At 70.1% G+C, this 18,468-nt stretch carries 19 protein-coding genes and 1 riboswitch; of the genes, 8 read left to right on the forward strand and 11 right to left on the reverse strand.

What is annotated here, in order from left to right; all coding sequences use genetic code 11:
• The first annotated feature begins 16 nt into the window (after positions 1 to 16).
• On the forward strand, positions 17 to 451 hold the full coding sequence (locus tag AC5Y2S_RS11930) for a MarR family transcriptional regulator (RefSeq protein ID WP_499956340.1): 435 nt from the start codon (positions 17 to 19) through the stop codon (positions 449 to 451).
• Between the two features lie 20 nt (positions 452 to 471).
• Positions 472 to 1,341 (forward strand): LLM class F420-dependent oxidoreductase, encoded by an 870-nt coding sequence (locus tag AC5Y2S_RS11935; protein ID WP_499956341.1) that lies wholly within the window; start codon positions 472 to 474, stop codon positions 1,339 to 1,341.
• 2 nt (positions 1,342 to 1,343) lie between these two features.
• On the opposite strand, the gene AC5Y2S_RS11940 is transcribed toward AC5Y2S_RS11935, so the two are convergent.
• The 6 genes from AC5Y2S_RS11940 to AC5Y2S_RS11965 form a co-directional block, all read right to left on the reverse strand.
• A complete protein-coding gene (locus tag AC5Y2S_RS11940) occupies positions 1,344 to 2,813 on the reverse strand; it encodes a neutral zinc metallopeptidase (protein ID WP_499956342.1) in 1,470 nt (489 codons plus the stop codon).
• A 125-nt stretch (positions 2,814 to 2,938) separates the two neighbouring features.
• A complete protein-coding gene (locus AC5Y2S_RS11945) occupies positions 2,939 to 4,399 on the reverse strand; it encodes an HNH endonuclease signature motif containing protein (RefSeq protein ID WP_499956343.1) in 1,461 nt (486 codons plus the stop codon).
• Between the two features lie 42 nt (positions 4,400 to 4,441).
• Entirely contained in the window at positions 4,442 to 5,908 is a 1,467-nt protein-coding gene (locus AC5Y2S_RS11950; RefSeq protein ID WP_499956344.1) for a M28 family peptidase, read from the reverse strand.
• Positions 5,905 to 7,392 (reverse strand): M28 family metallopeptidase, encoded by a 1,488-nt coding sequence (locus tag AC5Y2S_RS11955; RefSeq protein WP_499956345.1) that lies wholly within the window; start codon positions 7,390 to 7,392, stop codon positions 5,905 to 5,907. Before AC5Y2S_RS11955 ends, AC5Y2S_RS11950 begins: the two co-directional genes overlap by 4 nt.
• Positions 7,385 to 7,810, reverse strand: coding sequence for a DUF2752 domain-containing protein (locus AC5Y2S_RS11960; RefSeq protein WP_499956346.1), 426 nt, complete (start codon positions 7,808 to 7,810; stop codon positions 7,385 to 7,387). The genes AC5Y2S_RS11955 and AC5Y2S_RS11960 overlap by 8 nt, the downstream gene beginning before the upstream one ends.
• A 15-nt stretch (positions 7,811 to 7,825) precedes the next feature.
• Complete coding sequence (locus AC5Y2S_RS11965; RefSeq protein ID WP_499903066.1) at positions 7,826 to 8,149, reverse strand: CD225/dispanin family protein; 324 nt, start codon at positions 8,147 to 8,149, stop codon at positions 7,826 to 7,828.
• Between the two features lie 345 nt (positions 8,150 to 8,494).
• Here AC5Y2S_RS11965 and AC5Y2S_RS11970 point away from each other — a divergent pair, with 345 nt between their 5' ends.
• Positions 8,495 to 9,022 carry a serine/threonine protein kinase gene (locus tag AC5Y2S_RS11970; protein WP_499956347.1) on the forward strand — a complete coding sequence of 176 codons (528 nt, stop codon included), beginning with the start codon at positions 8,495 to 8,497 and terminating at the stop codon, positions 9,020 to 9,022.
• A gap of 53 nt (positions 9,023 to 9,075) precedes the next feature.
• Positions 9,076 to 9,600: a serine/threonine protein kinase gene (locus AC5Y2S_RS11975; RefSeq protein WP_499956348.1), complete on the forward strand. Its 525-nt coding sequence runs from the start codon at positions 9,076 to 9,078 to the stop codon at positions 9,598 to 9,600.
• 4 nt (positions 9,601 to 9,604) lie between these two features.
• Here AC5Y2S_RS11975 and AC5Y2S_RS11980 read toward each other — a convergent pair whose 3' ends face one another.
• From AC5Y2S_RS11980 to thiO, 4 genes are all read right to left on the reverse strand, one after another.
• The gene (locus AC5Y2S_RS11980; RefSeq protein ID WP_499956349.1) at positions 9,605 to 10,372 is read right to left on the reverse strand and encodes an SGNH/GDSL hydrolase family protein; all 768 of its coding nucleotides are present in this window, start codon (positions 10,370 to 10,372) and stop codon (positions 9,605 to 9,607) included.
• A complete protein-coding gene (locus tag AC5Y2S_RS11985; protein WP_499956350.1) occupies positions 10,369 to 11,127 on the reverse strand; it encodes a thiazole synthase in 759 nt (252 codons plus the stop codon). The genes AC5Y2S_RS11980 and AC5Y2S_RS11985 overlap by 4 nt, the downstream gene beginning before the upstream one ends.
• A complete protein-coding gene (gene thiS / locus AC5Y2S_RS11990; RefSeq protein ID WP_499956351.1) occupies positions 11,120 to 11,317 on the reverse strand; it encodes a sulfur carrier protein ThiS in 198 nt (65 codons plus the stop codon). The genes AC5Y2S_RS11985 and thiS overlap by 8 nt, the downstream gene beginning before the upstream one ends.
• Entirely contained in the window at positions 11,314 to 12,321 is a 1,008-nt protein-coding gene (gene thiO, locus AC5Y2S_RS11995) for a glycine oxidase ThiO (protein ID WP_499956352.1), read from the reverse strand. The genes thiS and thiO overlap by 4 nt, the downstream gene beginning before the upstream one ends.
• Positions 12,312 to 12,422, reverse strand: a riboswitch (TPP riboswitch). It overlaps the preceding gene by 10 nt.
• A 28-nt stretch (positions 12,423 to 12,450) precedes the next feature.
• Here thiO and thiE point away from each other — a divergent pair.
• Entirely contained in the window at positions 12,451 to 13,119 is a 669-nt protein-coding gene (gene thiE / locus AC5Y2S_RS12000; RefSeq protein ID WP_499956353.1) for a thiamine phosphate synthase, read from the forward strand.
• Here the strand turns inward: thiE and AC5Y2S_RS12005 are convergent.
• Positions 13,091 to 13,723: an NUDIX hydrolase gene (locus tag AC5Y2S_RS12005; protein WP_499956354.1), complete on the reverse strand. Its 633-nt coding sequence runs from the start codon at positions 13,721 to 13,723 to the stop codon at positions 13,091 to 13,093. The genes thiE and AC5Y2S_RS12005 overlap by 29 nt on opposite strands.
• Positions 13,724 to 13,841: 118 nt before the next feature.
• Between AC5Y2S_RS12005 and glnX the strand changes: the two genes are divergently transcribed.
• From glnX to AC5Y2S_RS12020, 3 genes are read left to right on the forward strand one after another with little or no spacing between them, the layout of a single operon-like run.
• Entirely contained in the window at positions 13,842 to 15,161 is a 1,320-nt protein-coding gene (gene glnX / locus AC5Y2S_RS12010; protein ID WP_499903057.1) for a protein kinase G-activating protein GlnX, read from the forward strand.
• Positions 15,158 to 16,120 carry a glutamate ABC transporter substrate-binding protein gene (locus tag AC5Y2S_RS12015; protein WP_499956355.1) on the forward strand — a complete coding sequence of 321 codons (963 nt, stop codon included), beginning with the start codon at positions 15,158 to 15,160 and terminating at the stop codon, positions 16,118 to 16,120. Before glnX ends, AC5Y2S_RS12015 begins: the two co-directional genes overlap by 4 nt.
• The gene (locus tag AC5Y2S_RS12020; RefSeq protein ID WP_499956356.1) at positions 16,120 to 18,372 is read left to right on the forward strand and encodes a serine/threonine-protein kinase PknG; all 2,253 of its coding nucleotides are present in this window, start codon (positions 16,120 to 16,122) and stop codon (positions 18,370 to 18,372) included. Before AC5Y2S_RS12015 ends, AC5Y2S_RS12020 begins: the two co-directional genes overlap by 1 nt.
• Positions 18,373 to 18,468 lie beyond the last annotated feature (96 nt).

Raw genomic sequence — 18,468 nt, forward strand, 5'->3', positions numbered from 1 at the left:
AATTTAGGATCGGGTCATGGACGGCATCACCGACTCGGCCGTGGCGGCCGCCCGCGATCTGCGGGTGCTGTTCAGCCGGCTGCGGCGCCGGCTGCGGAGTCTGGGGGTCGACGAGGACCTCACGCCGTCCCAGACCGCGGTACTCACCCGCCTCTGGAAAGAGGGAGCGTCGTCGGCCAGCGCGCTGGCCGGTGCCGAAGGGGTGCGGCCGCAGTCGATGGCCACGATCGTGGCCGCGCTCGAGCAACGCGGGCTCATCGACCGCACGCCCGACCCCGAAGACGGCCGCCGCCAGGTGGTTTCGCTGACCGCCAAGGGCCGGCGGCGCGCCGAGAGCGATCGCCGGTTGCGGGAGGAATGGCTGGCGCGCGCCATGGAGGAGCGGTATTCCGAACGGGAACGCCGCATCATCCTCGACGCGCTGTCGCTGCTCGAGCGTCTGACCGAGTGACGAGACGAGGAGATACCGCAATGGAATTGGGCGTTCACTTCATCGATTTTCTGCCGGGGGATCCGGCGAAGCTAGGCCCGACGCTGGCCGGCGCGGCCAAGGCCGCCGAGCAGGGCGGGGCCACGCTGTTCACTCTGGCCGACCACTTCTTCCAGATGGAAGCCGTTGGGCGAGCAGAGGATCCGTTCCTCGAGGGCTACACGTCGCTGGGATTCCTGGCCGGGCAGACGACGACCATCGACCTGGCCCTGCTGGTCACCGGGGTCACCTACCGCTACCCGGGCGTGCTGGCCAAGACGGTGACGACGCTGGACGTGCTATCGGCGGGCCGGTCCATGCTCGGCCTCGGCGCGGCATGGTACGACCGCGAACACGCCGGCCTCGGGGTTCCGTACCCGCCGCTCGGCGCGCGGTTCGAGATGCTGGAAGAGGCGCTGCAGGTCTGCCTTCAGATGTGGAGCGACAACGATGGGCCCTACAACGGCAAGCATTATCGGCTGGCCGAGACGATCTGTGTGCCGCAACCGATTCGGCGACCGCCGATCCTGATCGGCGGCGACGGCGAGAAGAAGACGCTGCGGTTGGTCGCCCAGTACGCCGACGTCTGGAACAGCACGACGAACGACGTCGAGGCGCTCAAGCACAAGGTCGACGTGCTGAACCGACACTGCGACGCGGTGGGCAGGGATCCCGCCGAGATCCGCAAGACCGTCGGCTTTTTCGACGATCCCTTCACCGACACCGACGCGTACCTGAAGACGGTCGAGCGTTATGCCTCGCTCGGGGTCGAGATGATCAACACCGGTCCCGTGCCCGGCAACCCCGACCCGGTCGGTTTCATTCGCCGGCTCGGCGACGAGGTGGTTCCCCGGATCGCCGAAATCGCCTGAGCCTAGCCGGGATAGCGCGAGTAGCAGGCGTCCATGTTGCCGGCCACGCCGCCGCGGAACGCCGCGATCCGGGTGAAGCCGGCCGGCACGCTGGTGCCGTCGGCGTCGCTGGCGACCAGGTGGTTGATCAGCAGGCCGGAGACGGCCTCGTCGAGATCGCCGGCCGTCAGCACCAGCTGCTTCTGGGACGGCAGCTCGATGGGTTCGGCCATCTTGCGATGCACGACGCCGGTCAGGCACGCCGTGCGCAGCGCCGTCCACGGGCTCTGCATCGCCAGGCCGCGTTCGTGCTGCACCGCCAGCGCGTACCTCGACATCACCATCGACAGCGCGGTGTCGTCCCCCTGCGGCAGGGTGCGCTCGTTCTCGGCGGCGACCTTGCCCGCCTTCGCCAGCCCGGGCAGGTCGATCACGATGGTGTTGGTCGCCGGACAGTACGACGCCGGCGGGCTGGCCTTGGCGTCGGGGCAATCGGCCGGCTTGTAGGACAGCGTCGGCGGGCTCTTGGGGGAGAAGATCTTCCCCAGCAGCTCCATCAGCGTGGACAACGTGTCCTCGTTGATCGGGACCTCCCCGGTCTCGGGGTCGCCGCTGGTGTCGGTCCGCAGGGCGGTCGGCAGGTCGCCGCGGCGCTGTGCGATTTCCTGCTTGTTGATCCCCGCGCACGCCGAGGCGCCGTCGATGAAACCCATCTGGAAGGCGCTGATCCGGTCCAGGGCGGAACCGTGTTCGTCGTCGTTGCTGGTGTCGGTGTCCAGGACCGGGTCGCGGGTGGTGATGATTCCGGCCAGCACATGGTCGAGCCCGTCGGCGGTGCTCAGCGTGAAGCGCGGCGACTTGCCGTCGGCCACCCAGAACAGGTACACGCCCGCGAAGCAATCGGCCTGCTGTTCGCGGACGATGGTCGGGTCCGTTCTGGTGACCAATTTCGCCATCTGCTGCAAGGCGTGCCCGAATTCGTGCGCCAACACGCCGTTCACGGACATGTCACCGAAATAGCGTTGCGCGATGGCCATGAACACGCCGCGGTCCCAGGCGATCAGGTTGCAGCGCGAGGTGAAAAAGGCGTTGACGAGCTTATAGGTCTCGCTATGGCAAACGATCGGGCTGCTCGGATCGTCGGAGTCATAGGACACCATCTTGGCGACCGGGATGAAAGTCCCTTTCAGCGATTCGCTGTACACCGACTTCCAGTAGTCCTCGATGTCGTTGATGGAGAGCAGGGACAGCTTGTCGATCGGCCCGTTGTCGGTGTTGACCACCGTGCCGGTGGGCGCGGGTGCGTTCGCGCGGATCCCGCTGGGGCCGCTGGTCGCGGGCAGGCCGCCCACCCGGAAGGGGTCGTTGAGCATGGACAGGGCGCGCCCGTCGACGAACGTGGAGCAGCCCGCCACCACGAGTACCGCCCCCGCGCAGGCGATTGCCGCCCTCAGACGTCGACTCGGCCCGCGCACATTCATGACAAACCTCATCCCGACCGGGCTGCAAGGCAGCATCAAAGGGATCTCATTCTAGATGGCCCGGCTAACTATGCCAGCCCAAATTTCAACGGGCCAGGCGGTATTCATCCCCTAAATTCGGGTCCTCCGACCACGCCTTAAAAGGGCGGCGGTTCGTCGTCCTCATTGGGCGGGGCGGGTCCCGGGTAGCTCCAGGTTTCGGCCTGGCGGGCGGTGCGGGCCTCGCGGTTGTGTCGGCGTTCGGTGGCCACGTAGCGGGCCCGGTTTTGGGCGCGGGTCCTGGTGCGCGACGGCATCTTCGCGGTGCGCCCGCCGCCGCGCTCGGCGGATGCGCCCCGGCGGCATGCCGGGGTGGGCGCGCACAGGCCGGGAAACAGCAGCGCGCTGCCGGGGAAGGTGACATAGGTGTGTCCGCCGGGCAGCCACCAGATGACGGTGCCATCGGGCAGCTGTTGATCGCGCCAGCCCCAGAAGGTCTTCAGCAAATGATGAAGCCGGCACAGGCATTTCAGGTTCGAGGCGTGCGTGGCACCCCCGTCGGCATAGGGAATCGTATGGTCCACATCGCAGTCGATGGCCGGGCGGTCACAGCCCGGCGCTCGGCACGTCAGATCCCGGCAGCGCACGAAATCGGCAAGCTTGGTCGACGGGGTGTAGCCGGGCTCCGGATCGGTCGGGGCGAAAAGTGGCCTCAGCGTGGCGGTTTTGGCCAGTTCCGCGACCAGCTCGGCGGGAATCAGCTCCTCGCCGCCCAGGATGGCCGCCGGCGTCGACCCACGACCCTCGATGGCGGCCCGCTCGGCGACGACATGGATCACCACCGGACTAGGGGCACGCCCACCCGCGGCGCAGTCGGGCGTCCCGCACCGGCAGCCCAGCCGATCGGCCCCGGCGGCCAATGCCCCGAGCGCGTCGGCGCGCCGCTGATCACGCGTGCGCGGATCGGCCTCGCACACGCTGGCGGCCAGGGCATCCAGGCGCTGCTCGAGCGCGTTGGCGTCGGTGCTGAACAACCGGCCGTAGATCTCCGACATCCCCGGCTCGGTTTCCCAGATCGACACCTCGCGCCGCTGGAGGCGGTCCTTGTTGCGGCGCACCGCATCCGGGTCCGCGGCCGCGACCACCCGATCGATCTCGCCGGCCAGCCGGCCCCGCGTCATCGACGGCCACCGCGGCGCACACACCGCGAACTGGGCATCCACCCGGGACAACACCTGCGGGTCGGTGATCAGATCGGTGCGATACACCAGCGTCTGAAACAACCGGTAATCGATGTCGCCGGCCCGAAACACCGCGGCCACCGCCGGCAGCCGCTGCCGCATCGCCAAGGCGTAGCGCAGGTAACTGCCCGCCATCGCCAGGCTGGTCCGAAACGCCGCGGCCACTTCGGCACCCACCGCCGCCCAGGTATCCACCGCCCAATCGGCTTCTTCCCCGCGCTGGGCGCGGCGCAGCTCGAACAACTCCCCGATCGCATCCAACCGATCCGCCGCCGCCCGCGCCTCGGCCCGCCCTGCCCCACACATCCGCCCAATCAGCGCCGCAGAACCCTCCGTGACCGGGGGCTCCCAATAATCGTGCAGGCGAGTGTCGAACATATGTTCGAGTATGCCACGGCCGTCCGACAACCTCGCCGGCAGCTACGGCACCCGCGTGCGATGCCGCTTGTCGTGCGGCGGGACGCCGTTGACGCCGCCGATCGACTCCGCGTAGGTGCCCACCGCGAACGCCACGCCGGAACCCATGACCGCCAACGCGTCCCGGTTGACGGCGTCGACGGTGTCCCGCGGGCTCTGGAAGTTGGGGTCGAACGGGACGCCCGCCTGACCGCCCCACAGGCGCGCCTGCACCGTGGTCTTCAGCTGCGTGGCGCCGGCGGTCAGACCGCCGACCGGCACGCCCGCGACCATGAAGGGGTGGTAGTCCGTCATGGTGCCCAGCGGCATGTCGGCGGGCCGCTTGCCGGCCAGGTTGAGGTAGCCGCCCAGGGTGCGCTCGATGCCCGCCGAGCCCTCGGGCACGTCGCCGAATGCGATGCCGGGCGTGGGCGGACCGGACTGGTCGCCGTCGTCGGTGAAGAAGCCGGCGTTCGGCGAACCAAGCATGGTGAAGTCGAGGTACATCGCGATGTCGTTGAGCTGATCGCGGTCCATCCCGAAGACGTAGTCCATCACGCCATTCAGGCCGTCCTCGTCGGCGCCCCAGAACACGAACCGCACCGCGTTGTTCACCGCCGCCAGCGGCCCCAGCTGCAGCGCCGTTTCCAGCACCGCGGCCACGCCGGTCCCGTCGTCGTTGATCCCCGGACCGTCGCGCGGCCCGTCCAGATGCGCGCCGACCACGATCGCCTCATGCGGGGAGCCGGTTTCGGTCTGCGCCAACACGTTTCGCGACGAGATGGTGCGGTTCTCGGCGTCCAGCACCAGGCGCACCGGCGCGCTGTCGTGGGCGAGCGCAGCGGCGCCGTTGGGGCCGACGACGGCGACCGGCACGGTCAGCTGCTTGAAATAGCCGGGGCCGAACAGCGTCGGCGGGGCGCCCTGCCCATTGGGCGCGCTGAGCACGATCAGCCCCGCCGCGCCCTTGGCCACGGCGCTGTTCTGCTTGTCGACCACCGAGCAGCCGGCGTCGTCGACGACGGCGATCGCGCCGGCGGGCAGGGCGGCGGGGTAATCGCCGACGGCGCAGCCCGACGGCCGCGCCGGGTGAACCGGCGGCCCGGTCAGGCCGCCGGGCGGCGTACGGACCAGCATCGACGCCTGGTCGACCTGATAGGTGCGGCCGGCCACCGTCAGCGTCGGCTTACCCGGTGAGACGTTGTAGAGCCGGTCGAATTGCGGGGTCATGACCTTAAAGCCCCTGTCCCGCAACGCCTTCGCCACGTAGTCGACGCTGGCGTCGAACCCCGGGGTGCCGTCGGCGCGGTTTCCGCGGTTGGTGTTGGCGACGGCCTGCAGCGCGCGCAGGTGCACGAGCATCCGGTCCGCGGTCACCTTTGCCGCCAGTCCCCGGGCCAGATCCGGAGCCGCCTGCGGCGCGGGTCGCGACGGCGAGCACCCCGCTACCAAGCCGATCAGCGTCAGCGCCGCGGCCAGCCGGCGGATCATGGCTTGTTGAGCGTGTGGCGGGTGCGATCGGCCAGCACCGGCACGCCATTCCGGCCGCCGAGGTCCTGCGCGTAGAAGGCCACCGCGTAGGCCACACCGCCGCCGTTGATGCCCAGCGAGGTGCGGTCGATGTGGTCGAGGATGTCGGTCTTCTGGTGGTAGTTGGGATCAAAGGGCTGGTCGGCGGTCCCGCCCCAGAGCTTGGCCTGATCGGCGGACATCTTGGTCTCGGCGCCCGAGAAGAGGCCGCCCGACGGGATGCCGGCCAGCGTGAATCCGTCGTAGTCCGAACGCCCATCGAACGACGTGTCCTGGGCGGTCTTGCCCGCCGACTTCAGGTAGGCGACCAGGGTGCGCTCGATTCCGGCCGAGCCTTCCGGCACCACCGGCTGGCCGCGGGCGTCCGCCGGCAGCGACTGGTCCCCGTCATAGGTGAAGTAGCCGGGATTCGGCGATGCGAGCATGTCGAAGTTCAGGTACAACGCAATGTCTTTGAGCCCGTCGAGATTCAGCGACTCGACGTAGTTGCGCGACCCGATCGTTCCGAGTTCCTCCGCACCCCAGAAGGCGAACCGCACCGCGTTGTGCACCGGCGGCGAGTTCCCAAGCTGCACCGCGGTTTCCAGAACGGCGGCCACTCCAGACCCATTGTCGTTGATGCCCGGACCCTCGGGCACGCTGTCCAGGTGCGCGCCCGCCATCACCACGTCGGTAGTCGACCCGGTCTTGGTCTGCGCGATGATGTTGCGGGCCTTGACGTTTTGGACGCTGGCGTTGAGCTTGATGGTCGTCGGCCCGGGCTGACCGCGCAGCTGCAATCCGGTGGACTTGGTGACACTCACCACCGGGATCTTCACGTCGGTGTCGGGTCCGAGGGTGCCGCCCATCTGCTGCTCGTCGACGTTGTCGGCGACGATCATCGCCACGGCGCCGCGCTGCGCCGCGACATCTTCCTTCTGCGCGAACGGGCAGGTGCCGCGGTCGACCAGCACCACCGCGCCCTGCACCCGAAGCCCGTCGAAGTCGACAGGCTTGCAGCCCGGGTCGTGCTCCGGGGGCACCGCCACCAGCGGCCCGCTCACCCCGTCGGGCGGGGTGCCGCGGCTGAACTCCAGCGCGCGCGCCTCCACGGCCGCGCCGCCGACCGTCACCTCGGGCTTGTCGCCGTGAAACACCCGCGCCGAGAACTCGGGCGTCTGGACGTCAAAGCCGCTCTTGCGCAACGTATCCACCACGTAGTCGACGCTGGCTTCGTAGCCGGGAGTGCCCACCGCGCGGGTGCCGTTGTTGGCGTTGGCGATGTCCTGGAGCTTCGTCAGATGCGCCATCATCGCGTCGGCCGCGACCTTTTTGTGCAGGGCGTCGGCGAAATCGGCCGCGGCGGGGTCACCGGTGGCCTGCTGCGAGCTGTCGCGGTGATGATGGCAGCCGGTCAGAGAGGCGGTCAGGGCGACGACGGCGAGCACCGCCCTGAGGCTAGACATACAGCGCGGTGAATGGCGCAAAGGGCAGATTGCGCACCACAAACCAGGCCGTGACCAGCGCCAGCGTCACCGCCGCCGCCCAGCGCTGGTGCTGCCAGCCCCGGACCGGCCGGCCCGTCACCCGGCCGTAGGTCCAGGCCGCATACGCCCACACCAGCAACACCAGCGCGACCAGGCCCAGCGCGTTGAACCTGGCGGCCGCCGACACGTTGCCGTGCATAAGGGAATACAACATTCGCGCGCTGCCGCAGCCCGGGCAGTCGATGCCCAACAGGGCCTTGGTGGGGCACACCGGCAGCGGCCCGCCCGGGGTCGTCGGATCACCCACCCAGGTGGCGGCGCAGACCAGCGTGGTGGACGCCGCCACCAGGAGCGGCGCACCCAGACCGAGGCGCGCCGACCCGGGGCGGGTCACCATGATCGCAACGCCGGCTTAGAACATCGCGGCAAGCGCCGCATTGGTGTTGGTGTTCAGCGCACCAACCGCCATCAGGATGGCGTAGATGACACCGACAACCACACCGACGACCACCGACCAGATCACCCATTTCTTGGCGCTGTCGGCGGACGCCTGAGCCTCGGCGTAACGCCCCTGCGCCCACAAACCATTGACCTGGCTGGATTTGACGATCGCCACAATCCCGAAGGGCAGACAGCAGAACAGCGTCACCAGAATCGACCACACCAAGTAGTTGTTCGGCGCTTGCCCGGCAGGTTGCTGTGGCGGGTATCCGGGCGGAGGGGGCGGCTGTGTCATGGATTCTCCAGTCGAGGCGAGTTAGCTGGCGTCGAGCGGTGCTTACCATACCGGAGCGGCGCCGCGAGGGCACTATCTCCGCGAAATTCGCTATTTCCGGCGGCGCCGTGACGGATCCGCCGGCCGCGTCGGCGTTGCCACCCGCCGCGTCGACCGGGCCCCGGGGGTTCGAAAGTCACACACTTTCAACCGCTTTCCCGATCACATACCTTTGGCCGCCGGTGCCGTCAATGATGACCAGACAGATAATTTCCAGCGGAATGTATTGCATGGACAGGACATAGCCCTACGATCCCTTTAGCGGAAGCACTATTTCCGGTGACGACGCACCGTTAGGAGCCAAAGATGTCTCATCTCAGCAAGGCGCTGCGTGCCGCGGCGGCCACCCTGACCGCGGGCGGTTGCGCGATCGCCGGTGCCGCCACGGCGGCCGGGGACCCGACCAATACCGGTAGCTCCTCGGACATCAACACGCTGGCCGCCGTGCTGTCGAAGGGCTACGGCCTCAACAACTGCACCGCGGGAAACCTCGACGCCGGTGAACTCGCCGTGCTCACGTGCGGGCAGAGCCCCGACCCCGGCGGCCCGATCCAGGCCAGGTACATCCTGTTCAACAACGCCGACAACCTGGCCGGCTCGTTCAAGACCAGCATCAAGGACGACGTGCTGACCGCCTGCGGGGACGCCGGCCAGTCGCCCACGACCTGGCATCAGGGCAGCAACAACGCCAACTCCGGATCGGTGGCATGCGGGACCTATCAGAATGCCGCAGAGATCATCTGGACCACGGACGCGAAAAACGTCCTGAGCCTCATTCGTGGCTCGAACAACGATGTCCCGGCGCTTTACCAGTGGTGGCGCGCGAACGGCTGACGCCCGAAAGATGCTCGGTTGCTTGGTTTTCCAACTCAACGAAGGAGTTCAGAATGTCCCCTCTCACCAAGGCGCTGCGGGCGGCGTCGGCCGCGGCGCTCATGGGCGCCTCGGTCATCGTCGGCACCGCCACGGCGACCGCGGACCCCGGCACGGGTAGCTCGGCGGACATCAACACGCTGGCCGCCAATCTGTCGAAGGGCTACGGCCTCAACAATTGCCAGCCGGCCCCGCTCTCCGGCCCGATCCTGGCCGAGCTCGACTGCGGGCAAAGCCCCGACCCCAACGGCCCGGCCGCCGGCGTCTACCAGCTTTACAGCAACGGCAGCGACCTGGCCGCCGCGTTCACCGGCGGCATCAACGGCGTGTCGCTGAGCCCGTGCGGGGACAACGGCCAATCGCCGGGCACCTGGCACACGGGCAGTACCGGCGCGACGGCGGGACAGGTGGCGTGCGGAACCTACAAGAGCGCCGCGGTCATCACCTGGACCACCGACGCCAAGAACGTGTTGAGCCACATCCGCGCGTCCAACACCGACGTCAACGCGCTCTACCAGTGGTGGCGCACCAACGGCTGACCTTCTACAGTTGCGCGGCAAGTAATTCCGCGACCGCGCGCATCCCGGCGCCATTGGGGTGCAGCGGGGCCGGCCGGCCCGGCAGCGACACGACGTAGCGCGCCGGGGTGGTCGTCCACGGCTCGGCCGACCAGGCGTGGTGCTCACGGCTGGCCGCGGCGGCGCCGACGACCTCGCAGCCGGTCGCCGCACCCGCGTCGGCGGTGAGGCGTTCGAGGGTCGCGGCCACGTGCCGCCCGAGGTCGGCGTCCGCCTCCGACAGCGGCGGGGCCGGCGTACCCGCGGGCGGCAGGATGGTCAGGTAGTCGACGAAAACGATCCGGGCCTTCGGCGCGCGCTGCCGCAACGCCGTCCCCACCGCACACAACGAATCGAACGCGCCGGCCAGCGCCCGGTCGCGCGTGTCGCGGTCCAGCAGTTCGGATATCAGCCCGCCGAGCAGCGGCAGGCGCCGCGCGGCGGGCGGCAGGGAGGCGGCCATCAACAGCGGAACGTAGCCGACGTCGTTGCCGCCGACCGTCACCGTGACCAGGGCCTCGGAGCCGTCCAGCGCGGTGATCTGCGGCGGCCGGCCGTGCTGGCGCTCGGCGAGCACGTGGGCGGTGGTGGCGCCGGAAAAGGTGACGTCAACCAGTTCCAGGCTCAACCGTTCGGCGACCAGGTGCGCATAGTTGCGGGCCGATCGGCCCGAGAACCGCGGGGCGTCGGCGGCCCGGGGCCGGATGCCGGGGCCGGCAGCCATCGAACTGCCCAGCGCGACATAACGTTTCATCGTTCGGGCGAGGACGCCTGCGCCCAGAATCGTTTGGGGATCCGCCCGGCCCGCCGCGCCAGGTATCCGGCGGTGACGGCCCCGGCCATGGCGGCGGCCATCGCGGGCGGGTCGGCGGCGCGGGTCACCGCGGTGGCCAACAGCACGGCGTCGCAGCCCAGTTCCATCGCGAGCGCGGCGTCGCTCGCGGTGCCGATGCCGGCGTCCAGCACCACCGGGACGCCGGCCCGCGCGACGATCATCTCGATGTTGTGCGGGTTGGTGATGCCCAGGCCGGTGCCGATGGGGGCGCCCAGCGGCATCACCGCCGCGCAACCGGCGTCTTCGAGCCGGCGCGCCAGCGCCGGGTCGTCGTTGGTGTAGGGCAGCACGACGAACCCGTCATCGACCAATTGCTCTGCCGCGCGGACCAATTCGACGGCGTCGGGCAATAGCGTGCGTTCGTCGGCGATCACCTCGAGCTTGACCCAGTTGGTGTCCAGCGCCTCGCGGGCAAGCTGCGCGGTGAGCACCGCCTCGGCCGCGCCGCGGCAGCCCGCGGTGTTGGGCAGCGGCGTGATGCCCAGCCGGTTGAGCAGGTCCAGCAGTCCGGTGCCGCCCTCGGCGTCGACGCGGCGGATCGCCACGGTGGTCAGCTCGGTGCCCGACGCGATCAGCGCCTCTTCCAGCACCGCCAGGTTCGTCGCCCCGCCGGTGCCCATGATGAGCCGCGAGGCAAAGCTGCGATCCGCGATCGTCAGTTTCGAATCAGCCACCTTGCACCGCCGTCACCACCTCGAGTCGGGCACCATCGAAAAGCGTTGCGGCCCAGTCGGATCGCGGGAGCACCGCGTCGTCCATCGCCACCGCGATGCCGCGGCCGGGAAAGCCCAGCGATTCCAGCAGCGCGGCGACGGTGGTCCGCTCGTCGACCTCGACCGGTTTCTCGTTGACCGTGACGATCATGGCCGGGCTCCGACCGGGAGCAGCTCGGCCACAACCTGTTCGGCGGTCCACGGCGCCAGCAGGAACCCGGACCTGCCGTGGCCCGCCGCCACCAGGGTTCGCTCGTCCACGCGTGCCACGATGGGCAGGTTATCGGGTGTCATCGGGCGCAGCCCGGCCGCGCACTCGGCCAGCTCGTACTCGCCGAGCGCCGGCAGCACCGCACACGCGTCGTCGAGCAGGTCACGCACCCCCGACACCGCCGGCGCCGTGTCACGCCCGTGCTCGTATTGGGTGGCGCCGACGACCACCCCGTCCGGGCGCGGCACCAGGTACACCTGCCGCCCGTGCACCCGGGCGCGAATCACCCGCTGCGGCAACGGCATACATCCCTTTCGCCAGCGCAGGCGCAGCACCTCGCCCTTCACCGGCCGCACCGGCAGGCCCGGCAACAGCGCGGGCACGTCGATGCCGTTGGCGACCACCACCGCGTCGGCCTCGACCCGGGCGAGGTCGCTCACCGGCCCCGCCAACCGCACCCCGAGGCGTTCGCAGTCGCGGCCCAGCGCGTCGAGGACGGCGCGGTTGTCCACCGCCAGCTCGGTGGGCGCCCGAAAGCCATGCCGGATGCCTTGGGCCAGCAGCGGTTCCACGTCGCGGGCGGCCGGCTCCCACACCACCGGATGGCCTTGCCCGGACAACCAGTCGGCGACGGTGCGCAGGTCCGCGACGTCGGCGCGGTCGACGGCCACCACCAGCGACTCGCGGGCGGTGATCACCTCCGGCGGCCAGCCGTCGGTGAAGCCGCCCTCGCGCCACAGCCGCAGCGAGTCCAGGCCCAGCCGCAGCAGCCGCTCCTCGCCGGGCCAGCCCTCGCTGTGCGGGGCGAGCATGCCGCCCGCCACCCAGGACGCGCCCGGCTCGCCGGTGTGGTGCACCACCACCGACCATCCGGCCCGCGCCGCGCGGCGCGCCACCGACAGCCCGATGACGCCGCCGCCGACGACGGCCAGTAAGTCCGGCATCCTTTGCTCCCTTCGCCGGCATGACCCGGATCAGGTGTGACGGTAAGGGCGCGCGCGCCCACTCTCAGCCCCCGGTCGCTGGGACTCCCGTGCTCTTCGGGTTCCACGCTAGCGCGCTAGCGTCGCGGTGTGCACCAACCGTCCGCTCGTCTCGCGTCGGCGAGGCTGTATCTGTGTACCGACGCGCGCCGGGAGCGCGGCGACCTGGCCGAGTTCGTCGACGCCGCCCTGGCCGGTGGGGTCGACATCGTCCAGCTGCGCGACAAGGGGTCGGCGGGTGAACGGCGGTTCGGTCCGCTGGAGGCCCGCGGCGAGCTGGCCGCGTGCGAGATCCTCGCCGACGCGGCCCGCCGGCACGGCGCCCTGTTCGCGGTCAACGACCGCGCCGACATCGCCCGCGCGGCCGGCGCCGACGTGCTGCACCTGGGCCAGGGCGACCTGCCGCCGGCCGTGGCCCGCGACATCGTCGGGCCGGAGGTGCTGATCGGCCTGTCCAGCCACGACCGGGACGAGGCCGCCGCTGCCGCCGCCGAGGGCGATTACTTCTGCGTCGGGCCCTGCTGGCCCACCCCGACCAAGCCGGGCCGCCCGGCGCCCGGTCTGGACCTGGTGCGTGCCGCGGCCGAACTGTCCGGGGACACGCCGTGGTTTGCGATCGGCGGCATCGACGCGCAGCGGCTGCCCGAGGTGCTCGGCGCCGGCGCGCGCCGCGTCGTCGTGGTGCGGGCGATCACCGCGGCGCAGGATCCGCGGGCTGCGGCCGCGGCGCTCAGGTCGGCGCTTGCAGCAGCGAGCTGATCAAGCGGCTCAGCTGCGACGGCTCCTCGTCGGCGGCACCCGGCATGCACCACACGAAGACGCCGGCCTCGACCTCGAGGGTGCGCGGCAGGTGATGGCGCCGCTCGTCGCCGTGGTCCAGCGGCAACAGGGCCGGCTCCGTACGCAGCCGCTGCCAGCTGGCGGCGAAGCCGGGGTGCAGCGGCAGGTCGGCCACCTTGCTCTCGGCGACCCAGCGCATCTCGGCGCTTTCCCGGTTGGGCACGGTGTCCAGCAGCTCGGGCGCGTCGGCGACGACGGTGGTGTAGGTCCAGGCGGTGCCGCCGAGCCCGGCCACCTCGGCGGTGACGACCGTGGCGCGCACGGCGAGCCGCTCGGCCGGCAGGCCCGCCTCCTCGTGCGCCTCGCGGACGGCGGTTTGCTCCGGCGTCTCGTGGCTGTCCCGGGCCCCGCCCGGCAGACCCCACGTCCCGCCCTGATGGCTCCACACGGCCCGGTGCTGCAGCAGCACCGCGGGCGTGCCGTCGGGCCGCGGCGCGCGCAACAGCAGGCCGGCCGCGCCGAAGCGGCCCCAGTAGTGGGCGCCACTATCGGAGACCACCCATCCGTCACCGTCGCCGTGCACGTGATCAGGATATGCAGGCGACCCCGGCGGTCAATTGACTCGCCTCCCCCCATCCGCCGGAACATTCTCTTAGAATTCCTTTATCCCGTGGGCCGAAAGTTATGAGGGCTGATCAGACGTGACGGTTGAGCTGGCGCACCCGTCGACCGAACCGAAGGGGTCGCGGTCGCCGGCCGAACCGGCCCATCCCCGCTGGTGGTTCATCTCCACCACGCCGGGGCGCATCCTGACGATCGGGATCGTGCTGGCGGCCCTCGGCGTCTCCAGCGCCTTCGCCACGTCGACGACGATCAACCACCGCCAGCAGGTGCTGTCGACCGTGCTCAACCACACCGAGCCGCTGTCGTTCGCCGCGGGACGGCTCTACACCACGCTGTCGGTGGCCGACGCCGCGGCGGCCACCGCGTTCATCGCGCAGGCCGAGCCGCGCCCGGTCCGGCAGCGCTACGAGCAGGCCATCACCGACGCCGCGGTGGCCGTGACGAGGGCGTCGAGCGGGCTGACCGACGAACCGCTGGTGCAGTTGCTCGGCCGGATCAACGCCGAGTTGGCCGTCTACACCGGGCTGATCGAGATCGCGCGGACCAACAACCGGGAGGGCAATCCCGTCGGGTCGTCGTACCTGTCGGAGGCCTCCGGGCTGATGCAGTCGCGCATCCTGCCCGACGCGGCACAGCTGTACCAGGCGACCACCGATCGGGTGGACAGCGAAACCACCGCGTCCACTCACTTCCCGGCCCCGGTGATCCTCGTCGTCGCCAGCACGGTGGTCTTCGGCGCGTTCTCGCATCGCTGGCTGGCGCGCCGCACCCGGCGCCGAATCAACCCAGGGCTGGTCGTCGGCGCCCTCGGTATCCTCGTCATGGTGGTATGGGTGGGAACCGCGCTGACCATCTCGACGGCCGCGAGTCGCAGCGCCAAGGACACCGCCGCGGAGTCCCTGCGGACCGTCACCAACGTCGCCATCACCGCGCAGCAGGCGCGGGCCGACGAGACGCTGTCGCTGATCCGCCGCGGCGACGAGGAGATGCGCAAGCAGTCGTTCTACCAGCGCATCGACTCGATGCACGAGCAGCTCGACCAGTACATGTCGCGCAGCGACGCCGTCGACAAGCCCGACCTGCAGGGCGCCGATCAGCTGCTGTTGCGCTGGCGGCAGGCTAACGACCGGATCAACTCCTACATCTCGGTCGGCAACTACCGCGCCGCCACCCAGGTCGCGCTGGGCAGCGGCGAGGACGACTCCACCCCGGCGTTCGACAAGCTCGAGGACCAACTCGGCAAGGCGATGGACCAGAGCCGCACCCACCTGCGCAACGACGTGCTCAACGCGCGCAGCGGGCTGTCCGGCGCCCAGGTCGGCGGCGTGGTGCTGTCCCTCGGCGCGGCCATCGCCGTCGCGCTGGGCCTGTGGCCGCGGCTCAAGGAGTACCGGTGATCCGGCGCTGCCTGGGGGCGCTCGCCGCGGTCGGCCTGCTCGCGGGCTGCGGCCACACCGAGTCGCTGACCGTGGCCACCGCGCCGACCCTGCCGCCGCCCACGCCGGTCGGCATGCAGCAGCTGCCCCCAGAGCCGCCGCTGCCGCCGGACGACCCGAGTCAGGGCTGTGACCTGACGGCGAGCCTGCGCCCCTTCCCCAACAAGGCCGAGGCCGACGCCGCCGTCGCCGACATCCGCGCCCGCGGCAGGCTGATCGTCGGGCTCGACATCGGCAGCAACCTGTTCAGCTTCCGCGACCCGATCACCGGCGAGATCACCGGCTTCGACGTCGACATCGCCGGCGAGATCGCGCGCGACATCTTCGGCGCCCCCTCGCACGTCGAGTACCGCATCCTGTCGTCGGACGAACGGGTCACCGCGCTGCAGCGCTCGGAGGTCGATGTCGTCGTCAAGACCATGACCATCACCTGTGAGCGGCGCAAGCTGGTGAACTTCTCCACCGTCTACCTCGACACCAACCAGCGCATCCTGGCCCCGCGCGACTCGCCGATCGTCAGGGCGGCCGACCTTTCCGGCAAGCGGGTCTGCGTGGCCCGGGGCACCACGTCGCTGCACCGGATCCAGCAGATCGACCCGGCGCCGGTCATCGTGTCGGTGGTCAACTGGGCCGACTGCCTGGTGGCCATGCAGCAGCGTGAGATCGACGCCGTCAGCACCGACGACTCGATCCTGGCCGGGCTGGTGGAGGAAGACCCGTACCTGCACATCGTCGGGCCGAACATGGCGACCCAGCCCTACGGCATCGGCGTCAACCTGAACAACCCGGGCTTGGTCCGGTTCGTCAACGGCACGCTGGAACGCATCCGCCGCGATGGGACGTGGAACACGTTGTACCGCAAGTGGTTGACGGTCTTGGGGCCGGCGCCCGCCCCGCCCACGCCGAGGTACGTGGACTGATGGCCGAGCCGATGGATGCCGAAGAATCCCGGGCGCCGGACGTGCAGACGGGCGCGGCCGCGGAATCGCGGCCGCAGGCCACCCAGGCGCTGTTCCGTCCCGACTTCGACGACGATGACGACGACGACTTCCTCATCCCCGGCATAGACACCGAGGCGCCGGAGCGGGTGACGGTGGCCACGCGGGTGCTGCCGCCGACCCGGCAGCTGGGCGGCGGGCTGGTCGAGATCCCGCGCGTGCGCGACATCGATCCGCTCGAGGCGCTGATGACCAATCCGGTGGTGCCGGAGGCCAAGCGCTTCTGCTGGAACTGCGGAAAGCCCGTCGGCCGCTCCGGCTCCGAGGGCAAAGGCGCGTCGGAGGGCTGGTGCCCCGCCTGCGGGAGCCCGTATTCGTTTCTGCCGCAGCTGAATCCGGGCGACACCGTCGCGGGCCAGTACGAGGTGAAGGGCTGCATCGCGCACGGCGGGCTGGGCTGGGTCTACCTGGCCGTCGACCACAACGTCAACGACCGCCCGGTGGTGCTCAAGGGCCTGGTGCATTCCGGCGACGCCGAGGCGCAGGCGATCGCGATGGCCGAGCGGCAGTTCCTCGCCGAGGTGGTGCACCCGCAGATCGTGCAGATCTTCAACTTCGTGGAGCACACCGACCGGCAAGGGGAGCCGGTCGGATACATCGTCATGGAGTACATCGGCGGGCAGTCACTGCGGCGCAATCTCAAACACGGGAAATCCGAGAAGCTTCCGGTCTCCGAGGCCATCGCCTACCTGCTCGAGATCATGCCCGCACTGAGCTACCTGCATTCCATCGGCCTGGTCTACAACGACCTCAAGCCGGAGAACATCATGCTCACCGAGGAGCAGCTCAAGCTGATCGACCTGGGCGCGGTGTCACGGATCAATTCGTTCGGATACCTTTACGGCACACCGGGTTTCCAAGCGCCTGAGATCGTGCGGACGGGCCCGACGGTGGCCACCGACATCTACACGGTCGGGCGCACGCTGGCGGCGCTGACGTTGAACCTGCGCACCCGCAACGGCCGCTACGTGGACGGGCTGCCGGACGACGACCCCGTGCTGAAGAACTACGACTCGTTCGGCCGGCTGCTGCGCCGCGCCACCGACCCGGATCCGCGGCGCCGGTTCTCCACCGCCGAGGAGATGTCGGCCCAGTTGATGGGCGTGCTGCGGGAGGTGGTCGCCCAGGACACCCGGATCCCGCGGCCCGGCCTGTCGACGATCTTTTCCCCGAGCCGTTCGACGTTCGGGGTCGACCTGCTGGTCGCGCACACCGACGTGTACCTGGACGGCCAGGTCCATTCGGAGAAGCTGACCGCCCGGGAGATCGTCACCGCCCTGCCGGTCCCGCTGGTGGATCCGGCCGACGTCGCCGCCCCGGTGCTACAGGCGACGGTGCTGTCCCAACCGGTGCAGACGCTGGACTCGTTGCGCGCGGCGCGGCACGGTTCGCTGGACGCCGACGGCATCGAGGTGGCCGAGTCGATCGAGCTGCCGCTGATGGAGGTCCGCGCGCTGCTGGACCTGGGCGACGTGGCCAAGGCCACCCGCAAGCTCGACGACCTGGCCGAGCGGGTCGGCTGGCGGTGGCGGTTGGTGTGGTACCGGGCCGTCTCCGAACTGCTGACCGGCGACTACGAGTCGGCCACAAAGCATTTCACCGAGGTGCTGGACACCTTCCCCGGCGAGCTCGCGCCCAAGCTGGCGCTGGCCGCCACCGCCGAGCTGGCCGGTAGCACCGATGTGCACAAGTTCTACGAGACGGTGTGGAAAACCAACGACGGCGTGATCTCGGCCGCTTTCGGGCTGGCCAGATCCCTTTCGGCCGAAGGCAATCGCGAGGACGCGGTGAACACGCTGGACGAGGTGCCGCCCACCTCAAGGCATTTCACCACCGCGCGGCTGACCAGCGCGGTGACGCTGATGTCCGGCCGCTCCGCCGGCGAGATCACCGAGGCGCAGATCCGCGACGCGGCCCGACGCGTCGAGGCGCTGCCGCCCACCGAGCCGCGGGTGCTGCAGATCCGCGCCCTGGTGCTGGGCGGAGCGATGGACTGGCTGCAGGACAACGAGGCCAGCACCAATCACATCCTCGGCTTCCCGTTCACCGAACACGGCCTGCGGCTGGGCGTCGAGGCGTCACTGCGCAGCCTGGCCCGCGTCGCCCCCACGCAGCGGCACCGCTACACGCTGGTCGACATGGCGAACAAGGTGCGTCCCACGAGCACGTTCTAGGTTTGTTGCGCTCACCGGCTTCGCGTGTGAATCCTGGGCGCTGCGTGTGAATCGTGGGCGGGAAAATCGCCCAGATCCCGCCACCGGCTCACACTC

The organism is Mycobacterium sp. NGS69 (assembly GCF_059812165.1).